Annotated in this window: 12 protein-coding genes; 5 read left to right on the forward strand and 7 right to left on the reverse strand. The window is 74.1% G+C overall.

Going from position 1 to position 13,364, the window contains the following annotated elements:
* The coding region (locus E6R62_RS06200; RefSeq protein WP_136212225.1) for a GMC oxidoreductase at positions 1-139 on the forward strand (139 nt) is incomplete at its 5' end.
* A 118-nt stretch (positions 140-257) separates the two neighbouring features.
* Here E6R62_RS06200 and E6R62_RS06205 read toward each other — a convergent pair.
* The 4 genes from E6R62_RS06205 to E6R62_RS06220 all read right to left on the reverse strand — a co-directional run bounded on the left by E6R62_RS06205 (position 258) and on the right by E6R62_RS06220 (position 3,542).
* Positions 258-737, reverse strand: coding sequence for a carboxymuconolactone decarboxylase family protein (locus E6R62_RS06205; protein WP_136212227.1), 480 nt, complete (start codon positions 735-737; stop codon positions 258-260).
* Positions 734-1,813, reverse strand: a complete 1,080-nt coding sequence (locus E6R62_RS06210; protein WP_136212229.1) for a dihydrodipicolinate reductase — start codon at positions 1,811-1,813, stop codon at positions 734-736. Before E6R62_RS06210 ends, E6R62_RS06205 begins: the two co-directional genes overlap by 4 nt.
* A 111-nt stretch (positions 1,814-1,924) precedes the next feature.
* Complete coding sequence (locus E6R62_RS06215; protein WP_136212231.1) at positions 1,925-2,902, reverse strand: PfkB family carbohydrate kinase; 978 nt, start codon at positions 2,900-2,902, stop codon at positions 1,925-1,927.
* Between the two features lies 1 nt (position 2,903).
* Entirely contained in the window at positions 2,904-3,542 is a 639-nt protein-coding gene (locus E6R62_RS06220; protein ID WP_240801507.1) for a bifunctional 4-hydroxy-2-oxoglutarate aldolase/2-dehydro-3-deoxy-phosphogluconate aldolase, read from the reverse strand.
* Positions 3,543-3,814: 272 nt separating this feature from the next.
* On the opposite strand from E6R62_RS06220, the gene E6R62_RS06225 reads away from it, so the two are divergent.
* Positions 3,815-5,569: a sigma-70 family RNA polymerase sigma factor gene (locus tag E6R62_RS06225; protein ID WP_136212233.1), complete on the forward strand. Its 1,755-nt coding sequence runs from the start codon at positions 3,815-3,817 to the stop codon at positions 5,567-5,569.
* Between the two features lie 117 nt (positions 5,570-5,686).
* Positions 5,687-8,131 carry a DEAD/DEAH box helicase gene (locus E6R62_RS06230; protein WP_240801508.1) on the forward strand — a complete coding sequence of 815 codons (2,445 nt, stop codon included), beginning with the start codon at positions 5,687-5,689 and terminating at the stop codon, positions 8,129-8,131.
* A gap of 39 nt (positions 8,132-8,170) precedes the next feature.
* Here the strand turns inward: E6R62_RS06230 and E6R62_RS06235 are convergent, their stop codons facing one another.
* On the reverse strand, positions 8,171-9,562 hold the full coding sequence (locus E6R62_RS06235; protein ID WP_136212237.1) for a glutamate decarboxylase: 1,392 nt from the start codon (positions 9,560-9,562) through the stop codon (positions 8,171-8,173).
* A 266-nt stretch (positions 9,563-9,828) separates the two neighbouring features.
* On the opposite strand from E6R62_RS06235, the gene E6R62_RS06240 reads away from it, so the two are divergent.
* Together E6R62_RS06240 and E6R62_RS06245 are read left to right on the forward strand one after the other, a co-directional pair.
* Positions 9,829-10,239, forward strand: coding sequence for a tyrosinase cofactor (locus E6R62_RS06240; protein ID WP_136212239.1), 411 nt, complete (start codon positions 9,829-9,831; stop codon positions 10,237-10,239).
* Positions 10,239-11,084: a tyrosinase family protein gene (locus E6R62_RS06245; protein ID WP_136212241.1), complete on the forward strand. Its 846-nt coding sequence runs from the start codon at positions 10,239-10,241 to the stop codon at positions 11,082-11,084. Before E6R62_RS06240 ends, E6R62_RS06245 begins: the two co-directional genes overlap by 1 nt.
* On the opposite strand, the gene E6R62_RS06250 is transcribed toward E6R62_RS06245, so the two are convergent.
* Positions 11,042-11,746, reverse strand: coding sequence for a response regulator (locus E6R62_RS06250; RefSeq protein WP_136212243.1), 705 nt, complete (start codon positions 11,744-11,746; stop codon positions 11,042-11,044). The genes E6R62_RS06245 and E6R62_RS06250 overlap by 43 nt on opposite strands.
* Positions 11,743-13,350, reverse strand: coding sequence for a sensor histidine kinase (locus E6R62_RS06255; RefSeq protein WP_136212245.1), 1,608 nt, complete (start codon positions 13,348-13,350; stop codon positions 11,743-11,745). Before E6R62_RS06255 ends, E6R62_RS06250 begins: the two co-directional genes overlap by 4 nt.
* Positions 13,351-13,364 lie beyond the last annotated feature (14 nt).

Below are 13,364 nucleotides of genomic sequence, written 5' to 3' on the forward strand. Positions count from 1 at the left end.
CGGGCGCCTGCACGGCCACCCCGGCCTGTACGTGATCGACGGAGCGCTGATCCCCGGCAACACCAGCGTCAATCCGTTCGTCACGATCACGGCGCTCGCCGAACGGAACATCGAGCAGATCATCGCCACCGACCTGTAGCGCCCCGTGGCGCGTTGCGGCGGCTCCCCGCGGGGCACCGCAGCGGCGCGCGGGGCCCGGAACCGGGGCCGGCCGGACTCCGCCCGTGCGGCGCGGGCCCGGCCGGGCCCGCGCCGCGTCAACTCCCCGGCAGCACGCAGACGCTGTCGAGACCCAGCACATGGTTGAGCCGCCCGAAAGCGAGCCAGGAGCCGATGCTCATGCTCAGCTCCACGATCTCCACCTGGCTGTAGTGCGCCGTCATCCGCTCCCAGAACTCCTCGTCGAGACCGTGGTGGTCCAGCGCGTAGCGCTCCGCGTACTCGGCGGCCAGGCGGGTGCGGTCGTCGAAGGCCGGTGTGGTGCGCCACTCGGTGACGGCGTCGGCGAACTCCTCCTCGACCTTCTCGCCGTCCCGGTCGGTCCGCCAGTCGAGACAGAAGACGCACCCGTTGATCTGCGCGATCCGCAGTCGGGCCGCCTCGAACTCGCGCAGGCCCAGGGTGGTGTGGGCGTAGACCGACAGGGAGAAGTTGGCCGCGGCCGTCCCGATGCCGGGGACCAGGTCGCCCCAGACGTATTCGATGGGGTGCTGACCTTCCGGAACGTCGATCCTCATGGCTGCTTCCTTCCGAGTTTGCCGACTGCGGGCCGCAGCGGGACGTCGAGCGCGTCATAGATTCCGGGAGGGGCGTCCACGAGCCAGTCGATCGCCCCCACCAGCCGGCCGACGGCGGTGGCGTTACCGCCGGCGGAACGGTTCTCCCCTTCGTCGGTGGCCTCGATCGTCACCTCGATGCGCGGGCGGCCTTCGATGATCACCCGGTGGGCGCCCGCCCCGTCGGGCGGCTGGGGCCAGTCGGGGGCGCAGGAGGGGTGGATGCGGGTGACGTGCTCGATGACGATGCGCGCCTCGCCTTCGACTATGCCCTGCACCTCGAACCGGATCGCGCCCTGGGTGCCGGCCTCGAAGGCGCCCATCGTGCGGGTGGTCACCGTCGCGTCGAGCGCGCGTCGGGCGGACGTCTCGCGGATCTCGTCGAGTTCGACGCCGAGGGCACGGGCCATCATCCGTATCTGGCCGCCCCACACCATGGTCGGGACGGTCGGCATGAGCATCATCGGTTCGAAGTCCATGGGTTGGCCCATGCCGACCAGGTGGCGGACGGAGTCGGGCTGGTCGTAAGTGGAGTAGTCGAAGATCTCCTGGCAGCGGATCACGTCCACGGTGCTGCCGAGTCCGCTGATCAGCAGCGGCAGGACGTCGTTGCCCCAGCCGGGGTCGACGCCGGAGGCGAACAGCGAGCCCCCGCCCGCCGCGACGGCGGCGAGCACCGGATCACGGAACTCGGGCGGTGCGCTTCGGTGGTCGTAGAGGGGGTACAGGGCGGGGCTGACGACGACGGCGCCGGCCGTGATGGCCCGCGTGATGTCGGCGAGGGCGTCGTCGGGGCGGGTGTCCCCGGAGGCCGCGTACACGACGGCGGCCGGCCGGGTGGCGAGCACCGCTTCGCTGTCGTCGCTCGCCGCGACACCCAGTGGGCGCCCCATGCCGGCGAGTTCACCCGCGTCGCGGCCGGCCTTGGCCGGGTTGTGGACGATGACTGCCGTCAGTTCGAGCTCCGGGTGCGCGTCGACGGCGCGGATCGCCGCGCGGCCGACGTTGCCGGTGCCCCAGACCACCGTGGGAATCATGCGCGGAGGGTAGCGAGGGGCCGCGAAGGTGCCCAGTGCCGTGAAAGAGGTTTTTCAACCCGGCCCCGACCGGCCCGCTCCGAGCCCCGCCGAGTCCGCCCCACGGCCCGGTCAGAGTCCCGCCAGGGCCGCCGTCTCGGCGAACGACGGGACGCGGCCCGTACCGCCGCGGCCGGACACGGAGAGGGAGGCGGCGGCCGCGCCGTACGCCACCGCGCGGGCGAGCGGGTCGCCCAGGGCGAGCCGGGCGGTGGTCGTGCCGGTGAAGCAGTCGCCGGCGCCCGTCGCGTCGACCGGATCGGGGTTGACGGGAACCGGGTGACCGGTGGCGCGCCTCCCGTCGTGCAGCCACAGTCGCCCGGCGCCCGCGGTCACGGCGACGGCGCGGGCCCCGAGTGCGCGGTAGCGATCGGCCGCGAGCCGGGGGTCATCGGTGTCGACCAGGGCCAAGGCGTCGGCGGGGCAGGAGGTCTTGATCAATCCCGTCAGCGGGGCGACGCGCGCCAGCAGTGCCCTGGCCGCTGCCCGCCCGGTGAGCCGGGGGCGGAAGTTGGGGTCGTACGACAGGTGCCCGCCCGCTTCGTGCACGATTTCGGCGGCGGCCAGTACGGCGGCGCGGGCGCCGGGTGCGAGGGCGCCGGTGATGCCGCTGGTGACGAGGGCCGTGGAGGTGGTGAGCAGCTCCCGCCAGGAGTCGATGTGGCGCGGGGAGAGGGTGGAGCCCGCGCTGCCGGTGCGCCAGTAGACGAACCCGCGATCGCCGTCGGTGTCGGAGCACAGCAGGTAGGCGCCGTTGGGCCGCGGGGAGCGGCGCACGTGGGACACGTCGACGCCGAGTCGGGTGGCCCGGTCCAGCAGGGGCACGCTCAGTTCGTCGTCACCGACGACGGCGAGGAGGGCGGTACGGGCCCCGGCGGCGGCCGCGGCCGCCGCCGCGTTCAGGGCGTCGCCGGAGTAGGAGATACGGGCGGCGGCGTCGGCGGCCGCGTGCAGCGGGCCGGCGACGTGGATCTCGACCAGGACTTCGCCGAGGACGAGGACGTCGTAGGCGACGCCGCTGCGGCCTCGCGGGGCGGGCGCCGCCGCCATGTCAGCGTTCCCGCCCCGGCTGGTCGCAGCAGCACGGCCCGGCCAGGTCGGCGAAGACGGCCGCCAGTTCGCCCGCGTCGGCGGGCAGGCCGGCGCCGATTCCGACGGCGGTCGCCCCGGCGGCGAGCCAGTCCCGGGCCCGCGCCGGATGGATGCCCCCGGTCGGGACGATGAGGGCCTCGGGGAGCACGGCCTTGAGGGAGCGGATGAAGGCCGGCCCGCCGACGTGGGCCGGGAAGACCTTCGCGGCGCCTCCGTACCGTACGGCGGAGGCGACCTCGCCGGGGGTGAAGGCGCCCTCGATGAACACCGCCCCGCGCTCGGCGGCGACGGCCCGTACCTCGGGGGCCGGGTACGGGGAGACCAGGAAGCGGGCGCCGGCGGCGAGGGCCCGCTCGGCCAGCGCGGCGGTCGTGACGGTACCGACGCCGATCAGGGCGGGTCTGCCGAGGACGTCGGCGAGCGGGACGGTACGGGCGACGGCGGTGGACCAGTCGGGAGTCGTGGTGGTGAGTTCCACGGCCCGGCAGCCGGCGGCCAGGAGGGCGGCGGTCCTGCGGACCGACCGCGCGGCGTCGGTGTCCCGCAGGACCGGCAGCAGGCGTTGGGCGGCCAGTACCGCATAGGGATGACAGGACAAGGGACCCCCACCCGTTGCGCGTACCGCAACTCGTCCTACGGCCAAGGGATTTCAGTGGTCCAGACCATAGCGTCACGGGGCGGCCCGCTGTCAACGGGGCGGGTCCGACGACCGTTCCCCGCCCGTCGCGGCGTCCCCCGGAAGACGGCCCGGGGTCGCGTCCGGTCCGACTTCCGGATAAGAGTTACCGGATAAGTGTTATCCGGGCCCCTCTCGACGGTCTCCGAGTTATTGGGCATCATCGACCGCCGGCACGGACAGGGAAACTTCACATGAGTACACAGCACACGGCAGCTCTGGTGGCAGCGGCCCGCGCGGGCGATCCCCGGGCGCAGGACGAGCTTGTCGGCGCCTGTCTCCCGCTCGTCTACAACATCGTCGGGCGGGCCCTGAACGGGTCCTGCGACGTGGACGACGTGGTACAGGACACCATGCTGCGGACGCTCGACGGGTTGTCCGGTCTGCGCGCGGACGAGAGCTTCCGGTCCTGGCTGGTGGCGATCACCATGAACCGGATACGGGCGCACTGGCAGGACCGCAGCACCGGGCCGACCGGTCTGGAGGCGGCCGAGGACGTGGCCGACCCGGGCGCCGACTTCGCGGACCTGACGGTCGCCCGGCTCCAACTGGCCGGCCAACGTCGCGAGACCGCCCGCGCCACGCGGTGGCTGGAGCCGGACGACCGGGCGTTGCTGTCGCTGTGGTGGCTGGAGTGCGCGGGGGAGCTGACGCGGGCCGAGGTGGCGACGGCCCTGGAACTCTCGCCGCAGCACACGGCGGTCCGGGTGCAGCGCATGAAGGCCCAGTTGGAAGCGGCGCGGGTGGTGGAGCGCGCGCTGGAGGCGCAGCCGCCGTGCGAGGCGCTGCGGGCGATGACCGGGACCTGGGACGGACGGCCCTCGGCGCTCTGGCGCAAGCGAATAGCGCGGCACGCCCGTGAGTGCGTGCGGTGTTCCGGGCTGTGGAACGGGCTGGTGCCGGCCGAGGGGCTGCTGGCCGGGCTGGCGCTGGTGCCGGTCGGGGCGGCGCTGCTGGCGGGCGTACGGTCGGCCGTCGCGGGCGCCGGCCTCGCCCCGGCGGCCGCGGCCTACGCGGTCCCGGGCGCTGCGGCGGGCCCCGACAGCGGTGCCGGCGCCGGCAGCGAGGCGGCGTTCTCGGACGCCGCGACCCAGCTCACGCCCGTGGCGGCGAACCCCGGCCGGGCGGCCCGCCGCAGGTCGGGCGACTCGGGGGGCAAGGGGGACGGCGGCTTTGCCGGCACCGACCCGGCCGCCGGCCGCGGGGCGCAGCGCAGACGGCGCCGGCACCGCCGCCGGGTCATCGCCTGCGCGGCGATCGCCGCCTGCGTCGCGGGCGGTGGGCTCGCCTATCTGGGCACCCTCCCGGGCTCGGGTTCCGAGGTGGCGGCCGACGCGGCGCCGGCGTCCCCGCCGGCCGCCCTGTCCGCCACCGGGGAGGGGGCGACGTCCCCCTCGACCACCGGCGCCTCCCCCTCGGGTTCCCCGTCCGCGTCGGCCTCGCCCTCGGTGTCCGCGTCCCCCTCCCCGTCGACGGGTTCGAGCCCCGCCGCGGCGCCGTCGCGGACCAAGAGCGACCCGCCCGCGCCGCGTACGGCGGCCCCGGCGCCGGCGCCCGCCGCGCCGAGCGGGACCGCCGCCCAGGTGATCGCACTGGTGAACAAGGAACGGGCGGCGGCCGGGTGCGGCCCGCTCAAGGAAGACCCGCAACTGCGCAACGCCGCCCAGGGGCACTCGGACGACATGGCACGACGGGACTACTTCGAGCACACCGACCCCGACGGCGGTGACCCGGGCACGCGGACCACCGCCGCCGGGTACCGCTGGTCGACCTACGGGGAGAACATCGCGAAGGGCCAGCAGACGCCGGAGTCGGTCATGAACTCGTGGATGAACAGCCCCGGTCACCGCGCGAACATCCTCAACTGCTCCTTCAAGGACATCGGCGTGGGCGTCCACCAGGGCCCCGGCGGCCCGTGGTGGACGCAGAATTTCGGCGCCCGCATGTGACGCCGGAGCCCCCGCCGGCGATCACGGCCGCCCGCCTCCACCCGCCGACCCGGAATGCGGGCAAGATGGGAGCCTGAGCAGCGGATCGGCGGCGGGGCGGCGGGCAGGGTGAGGCACGTGACACAGAGGGAACTGCGCCCGCACCAGCGCGAGGCCGTGGACGCGGTGGTGCGCGCCCTGGAGTTGCCCGCGACCGGACGGGTGCCCGAACGGGGCCTGCGCACCCAGGTGATCATGGCCACCGGTTCGGGCAAGTCCCTGGTCGGTGTCCGCTCCGCCGAGGAACTGCGGGCCGCCCGGGTCCTCGTGCTGGTCCCGTCGCTCGACCTGCTCGCGCAGACCACGGCGGCCTGGCGCGAGGGCGGTCGCGGCGGGCGGGCGCTGGCCGTGTGCTCGCTGCGGTCCGAGGACGCGGGGGTGCCCACCACCACCGACCCGGGCGAGCTGGCGCGTCGGGGCGCCGCGCCGGGGCGGCGGCTGACGGTGTTCGCCACGTACGCGTCACTGGGGCTGGGCACCATCGAGAACGCGCACCGGGCCGGGCTGCCCGGCTGGGACCTGATCGTGGTCGACGAGGCGCACCGCACGTCGGGACGGATCGGCAAGCCGTGGGCGGTGGTGCACGACAACGCCCGGATCCCGTCCGTGCGGCGGCTGTACATGACGGCCACGCCCCGGGTGTGGCGGGACGGAGAACCGTCCGGGGAGCCGCTGCCCGAAGGAGATCGGTCCCGGGAAGGCACGGGCGGCCCGGTCGACCGGGGTCGTGGGGAGCTCGTCGCCTCGATGGAGGACGACCCGGACGGCCCGTTCGGGTCCCGCTGTCACACCCTCTCGCTGTCCGAGGCCATCGACCGGGGCATCTGCGCTCCGTACCGGGTGGTGTGCGTCGACGTGTCGGACCCGGCGTTCCGGTCGGCCGTCCTGCTCGGTCCCGAGGGGCGTTCGGACGCGGTGCGCGGCGCCCGGCTCGCGGCGCTCCAGGCGGCGCTGGTGAAGGCGGCCGCGGACCAGGGCTTCCGCCGGACGCTGGTCTTCCACCACCTGACCAAGGAGGCGGAGGCCTTCGCGGCCGGACTCCCGGCGGTCGCCTCGCGGCTGCGGCAGGCGAGCCGTACCCGGTCGCCGGGGTATCCGCGTGAGGTCTGGGCGGACTGGCTGTGCGGGCAGCATCCCGCACCGCACCGGCGGCGGGTCCTGGAGGCGTTCGCCGACGACCGGGTCGCGGACAAGGCGTTCCTCGGCAGTGTCCGGGTGCTCGGCGAGGGCGTCGACACCAAGGAGTGCGATTCCGTCTTCTGGGCCGACCTTCGGGGGTCCATGCCGGACCTGGTCCAGGCGGTGGGTCGGGCGCTGCGCATCCGGCCGGGCGAGGGGAAGGTGGCCTCACTGGTGGTCCCGGTACTGCTCGGACCGGGCGAGACACCGGATTCGATGCTGACGTCCCGGGCCTACGGGGACCTCGCGCGGCTCCTGGAGGCGCTGCGGGCGCACGACAGCCGGCTCGTGGAGGACCTGGCCCAGCCGCAGGCGCCGGGCGGCAGGACCGGCTCGCAGGCACACCGGCCGGGCGCCGAGGCGCTGCTGAGCTTCTCCACCCCCCGGGACCCGGCGCTGCTGGCGGCGTTCATCCGTCTGCGGGTGTTGAATCCGGAGCACGAGCGGTGGCGGCGCGGGATGGAGGCCGCGCGGACGTACGCCGCGGTGTACGGGGACCTGAAGGTGCCGTTCGCGTTCAGGGTTCCGGTGGGTGACGCGCGGTGGCCCGCCGGGACGGCCCGGTTCCCGCTGGGGCAGTGGATCGCGGACGTGCGGCGTGGTTGCCGGCGCGGCGCACTGGGCCGGGAACGGATCGGGCCACTGGACGCGATCGGCATGGTGTGGAGCCATTTCGACGTGGCCTTCGAGGAGGGCCTGTCCGCGGCCCGGGGCTGGGCGGCGGAGCACGGGCACCTGCTGCCGCCCGTGGACGCGACCTGGCGCGGGGTGCCGGTCGGGGTGTGGGTCAAGAACAACCGGGCGGCGGCCCGCCGGGAGGGGCCGGGGGCGTTGTCCTGGGAGCGGCGGGAGGCACTGGAGGAGATCGACGCGTCCTGGTGCCCGGCGTGGGACATCTCCTGGCAGCGGGCCTTCCACCTGACGCGCGTCCACCTGGACGCGGGCGGCCGGCTGCCGCTCGGCCCGGGAGAGGTGCGGGCGCAGGGCGAGGACCTGGGACGGTGGGTGCGTGCCCAGCGGTTGTCCTGGGACCGCCTGTCCTGGGCGCAGCGCTGGCTGCTGGAGCACACCCTCGGGGTGACGCCGGCCGGCGAGGCGGAGCGTCCCCGGCCGCGGTTGAGCCATGCCGCCGCGTGGGCGGCGCACCTGGAGGCGGCCCGGCAGTTCCACAGTCGGGAGCGGCACTTGCGGGTGCCGCGCGCGCACGTGGAGCGGGTGGGCGGCCGGGCGGTCCGGTTGGGGTCCTGGATCGCCAACCAGCGGGCGCGCGCCGCCTCCCTCGGCGCGGAGCGCGTGGCGGCCCTCACGGCCCTGGACATGGTGTGGTCGTCGCCGTCCTCGTGAAGGCGCGGGGCGTGGGGCGGCCCGGTCGGCGGTGCCCCGTCAGTGGTGGAAGCCGGAGCGGGCCTCCCCGGCGGGGACGGGCCGCGGGGCGGCCTTCAGCACTTCCACGGACCGTTCGAGGTCCGCGACGAGCATGGCGATCTGATCGCGGGTCACCCCGTGGCGGATCAGGACGCGCTGGATGACGGTGTCGCCCCGGTCGGCCGGGAGCGGGTACGAGGGCACCTGCCAGCCGCGGGCCCGGAGCCGGTCGGAGAGGTCGTAGAGGGTGAAACCGGCGCCCTCGGGGTCGCTGAGGGTGTAGGAGACGGCGGGCAGCGCGCCCTGACCGTCGTAGAGCAGGGTGAAGGGACCGAGTGCCTCGATCTCCCGGGCCAGGTAGCGGGCGGTGTCGGCGCAGGCCTGGTGGACACGACGGTATCCGCCCCGGCCCAGGCGCAGGAAGAGGTAGTACTGGGCGATGACCTCCCCGCCGGGGCGCGAGAAGTTGAGGGCGAAGGTCGGCATGTCGCCGCCCAGGTAGTCGACGTCGAAGACGAGTTCGTCGGGGAGCAGGTCCGCGGTGCGCCACACGATCCAGCCGACGCCGAGGGGCGCCAGCCCGTACTTGTGTCCGGAGGCGTTGACGGAGGCCACCCGCGGCAGGGTGAAGTCCCACACGACCTCGGGGTGGAGGAACGGCGCGACGAAGCCGCCGCTGGCGCCGTCCACGTGGATCGGCACGTCCCAGCCCCGCTCGGCCTGGATGCGGTCGAGTTCGGCGGCGATCTCGGCGACGGGTTCGTAGACGCAGGTGTAGGTGACTCCGAGGATGGCGACGACGCCGATCGTGTTCTCGTCGACGTAGGCGGCGAGCTGGTGGGGGCGCAGGCCGGTCGCGCCGGGTTCCAAGGGGATCTGGCGCAGTTCCACGTCGAAGTAGCGGGCGAACTTCTCCCAGCAGACCTGGACCGGCCCGCACACGAGGTTGGGCCGGTCGACGGGGAGGCCCACGGCCTGCCGCCGGGTGCGCCAGCGCCATTTGAGGGCGAGGCCGCCGAGCATGGCGGCCTCGCTGGAGCCGGTGGTGGAGCAGCCGGTGGCGGCGCCCCCGGCGGGGGCGTTCCACAGGTCGGCCAGGATGCTGACGCAGCGGGCCTCGATCTCGGCGGTCTGGGGGTACTCGTCCTTGTCGATCATGTTCTTGTCGAGGCACTGGTTCATCAGGCGGTGCACGCCGTCGTCGGACCAGGTGGTGCAGAACGTCGCCAGGTTCTGGGCGGCGTTGCCGTCGAGGAGGAGTTCGTTGCGCAGCAGTTCGTAGACCACCTCGGTGGGCGAGTGGTCATCGGGCATCCGGCGCTTGGGCAGGACCTGGCCGCTGAGGGCGGACGCGAACACGTCCGTTTCGGCGTCGGCGGCGTGCGCGTCCTTCATCTCATGCAGAGGCATATCGGGACTATAGAGGACACGATCGGGCAATCCGGGCTGAGTGGAGGTCGCATCTTCAGGACGAGTCGCCGATGTGACCCCGTTCATGCCGGTGTCACACGACCGCAATAATTACTGGCGAGTAGCCTTTTCGGAGCAGATCTTCCCGCGAGGGCCCCGCCCTTCCGGCGGGACGAGAAGATCGCCCAATTCGTTCTATGCGCAACTTGTCAGCCGATGTCCGGATAGCGGTCAACCGGCCCCGACCCGCTGGTAGTTCTTCGACCATGAACCAGATCACCCGCCGGCAGGCCCTGGGCACCACCGCCGGCGCTCTCAGCGTCCTCGGCCTCGCGGGCGCCACCGCCTACGCCGCCGGCACCGACTCCCGCGCCGCTACATCCGCCGGCGCCGACTCCCGCGCCGCGATATCCGCCGGCGCCGTCGACGAGGTCTACCAGGGCCGTCGTATCGAGATAACCCCGGCGACGCCGGGCACCCATCACGGCGGCCACCACTCCGCCGCCCTGCCCGGCGTCCGGATAGACGGCCGCGAACTGCACGTGATGCAGAACGCCGACGGCACCTGGATCAGCGTCGTCAACCACTACGAGACCTACTCCGACCCGCTCGCGCTCGCCCGCGCCGCCGTACGCGAACTCCAGGGCGCCGCCCTCGTCCCGATGGGTGGCATGTGATGACCGTCCGCAAGAACCAGGCCGAACTCACCACCGAGGAGAAGCGCGCCTTCACCAACGCGCTGCTCGAACTCAAGCGCACCGGCCGCTACGACCGCTTCGTCACCACCCACAACGGCTTCATCATGGGGGACACCGACACGGGCGACCGCGTCGGCCACCGCTCCCCCTCCTTCCTCCCCTGGCACCGCCGGTTCCTGCTCGAATTCGAGGCGGCGCTGCAAGCGGTGGACAAAAGCGTTTCGCTCCCTTACTGGGACTGGACCACGGACCGCACGCCCCGCGCCTCCCTCTGGGCCGCCGACTTCCTCGGCGGCACCGGCCGGGCCCGGGACGGACAGGTCCTGGACGGACCGTTCGCCCACGCGGCGGGCAAGTGGGAGGTGAACGTGCGGGTGGACGCGCGCGCCTACCTGCGGCGGGCGCTCGGTGAGGGCGTCGCCCAGCTGCCGACCAAGGCCGAGGTCGAGGCCGTCCTCGCCATGCCGGTCTACGACGCGGCCCCGTGGAACAGCTCCTCGACCGGATTCCGCAACAACCTGGAGGGCTGGCGGGGCGCCAACCTGCACAACCGGGTGCACGTGTGGGTCGGCGGCCAGATGGCCACCGGGGTCTCACCCAACGACCCCGTGTTCTGGCTGCACCACGCCTTCATCGACAAGCTGTGGGCCGAGTGGCAGGCCCGCCACCCCCGGTCCCCGTACCTGCCGGCGGCCGGTACGCCGAACGTGGTCGACCTGAACGACACCATGAGGCCCTGGAACGACGTGACCCCGGCCGACATGCTCGACCACCGCAAGTTCTACACCTTCGACGTCGAACCGGCCGCCGTCAGCCAGCGGTAGTGCAGTTCGGGCCGGCCGACCTGACCGTACCGCGGGGCGCGGTCCGCTCGGCCGGTGTCCACGAGGTGTTCGAGGTAGCGGCGGGCGGTGATCCGCGAGATCCCGGCCGCCTCGGCGGCCCCGGTCGCGGTCAACCCGTCCGGGGCCGCCCGCAGCAGCGCCGCGACCCGGTCCAGGGTCGGGGCGCTCAGGCCCTTGGGGAGTTCGGCGGGGCCCGGGGCGCGCAGCGCGGCGAGCGCCCGGTCCACGTCGCCCTGGCCGGCCGCCTCCCCCGCCGTCGCGCGGAACGCGGCGTAGCGCAGCAACCGCTCGCGCAGGGTGGGGAAGGCGAAGGGCTTCAGGACGTACTGGACCACGCCGAGCGAGACGCTCTCGCGGACGACCGCCAGATCCCGCGCGGAGGTCACCACGATCACGTCGACGGGGTGCCCGGCGGCCCGCAGTCCGCGCGCGAAGCGCAGACCGTTTCCGTCGGGCAGGGTGAGGTCGAGCAGCAGCAGGTCGACGGGGGTCCGCTCCAGGACGCGAGTGGCCTCGGCCAGCGAGTGGGCCACGCCGACGGCGGTGAAGCCGGGCACCCGCCCGACGTACAGCGCGTGCGCGTCGGCCACGACGGGGTCGTCCTCGACGACGAGCACCCGCACGTCCTCGGCGGCGCTCACGATCGCTCCGCCGCGACGCCCAGAGGCAGCGTCACCGTGAAGACCGCCCCGCCCTCCGGCCCCCGCGCGGCCTCGGCCGTCCCGCCGTGCCGGTGCGCGACCTGACGGACCAGCGCCAGGCCGAGCCCCCGCCCCTCGCCCTTGTCGGACCAGCCGCGCCGGAACACGTCCGCCCCCGACTCCCGCGGCAGTCCGGGCCCGTTGTCGGCGACGCGGATCAGCAGCGTCCGGCCGTCGCGGCGGACCGTGACCGCGACGCGCCCGCCCGGGACCCCCGTGAGGGCGTCCACGGCGTTGTCGAGGAGGTTTCCGAGCACCGTCACGAGGTCCCGGGCGGGCGGGTTCCCCGCGCCGCCGTCGACGCCACTGCTGTCGGGGGTGACGACCAGTTCCACGCCGCGCTCATGCGCCTGCGCGGCCTTGCCGAGCAGCAGCGCCACCAGCACCGGCTCGCCGACCGCGGTGACCACCTCGTCGGTGAGCGCCTGGGCCAGTTCCAGTTCGGCCGTGGCGAACTCCACCGCCTCGTCGACCCGGCCGAGGCCGATCAGGGAGACCACCGTGTGCAGGCGGTTGGCCGCCTCGTGGGCCTGGGAGCGCAGCGCCTGGGTGAAACCCCGCTCGTGGTCCAACTCCCCTGTCAGAGCCTGGAGTTCCGTGTGATCGCGCAAGGTGACCACGGTGCCGCGACGGCCGCCGCCCGCGACGGGGGAACTGTTGACCACGAGCAGCCGGTCGGCGGTCAGGTGGACCTCGTCGACCCGGGGCCGGTCGGCGAGCAGGGCGCCGGTGAGCGGCGCGGGCAGCCCCAGGTCGGCGGCGCCGGTGCCGCGCACCTCCCCCGACAGGCCCAGCAGCTCGCGCCCGGCGTCGTTGATCAAGGTGATCCGACGCCGGCCGTCCAACATCAACAGCCCCTCGCGGACGCCGTGGAGGGCCGCCTGGTGGTAGTCGTACATCCCGCTGAGCTCGGCGGCGTTCATGCCGTGGGTGTGGCGGCGCAGCCGGGCGTTGACGACGTACGTACCGGCGCCGCCGAGGGCGAGGGCCCCGGCCGCGACCCAGGCGAGCGCCGTGAGCTGCCGGGCGAGACGGGCGCTTATCGCCCGGATGGTGATGCCCGCGCTGACCATGCCGACGACCCGACCGTCGTCGAGCAGCGGGGTGACCACCCGGATGGACGGGCCGAGGGTGCCGGTGTAGGTCTCGCTGAAGGTCTCCCCGCGCAGCGCGGGAGCGGTGTTGCCCAGGAAGGGTTCACCGATGCGCCTCGGGTCGGGGTGGGTCCAGCGCCGTCCGTCCGGTGCCATGATCGTCACGAAGTCCACGCCCGAGTCGGCCCGGACCCGCTGCGCGTAGGGCTGGAGGGCCGCCGAGGGGTCGCTCCCGCGCCCCGCACCCCGTACGGCCTCCCGGACGGAGGGTGAGTCGGCGACGGCCCTGGCCACGGCCCCCGCCTGACGCCGGGCGGCGTCCTCGGCCTGCCCTCGGGCGCTCGCGTAGGCGAAGACGGCGCAGCCCGCGACGACGACGGCGACCAGCAGCACCTGCATGGCGAAGAGCTGCCCGGCGAGGCTGCGGGGTGGTCGGGGGAGGCGGAACATGCCGTTCAGTGTGC

Origin of the sequence: Streptomyces sp. A1136 (genome assembly GCF_004795055.1) — a bacterium.
Lineage (GTDB): Bacteria > Actinomycetota > Actinomycetes > Streptomycetales > Streptomycetaceae > Streptomyces.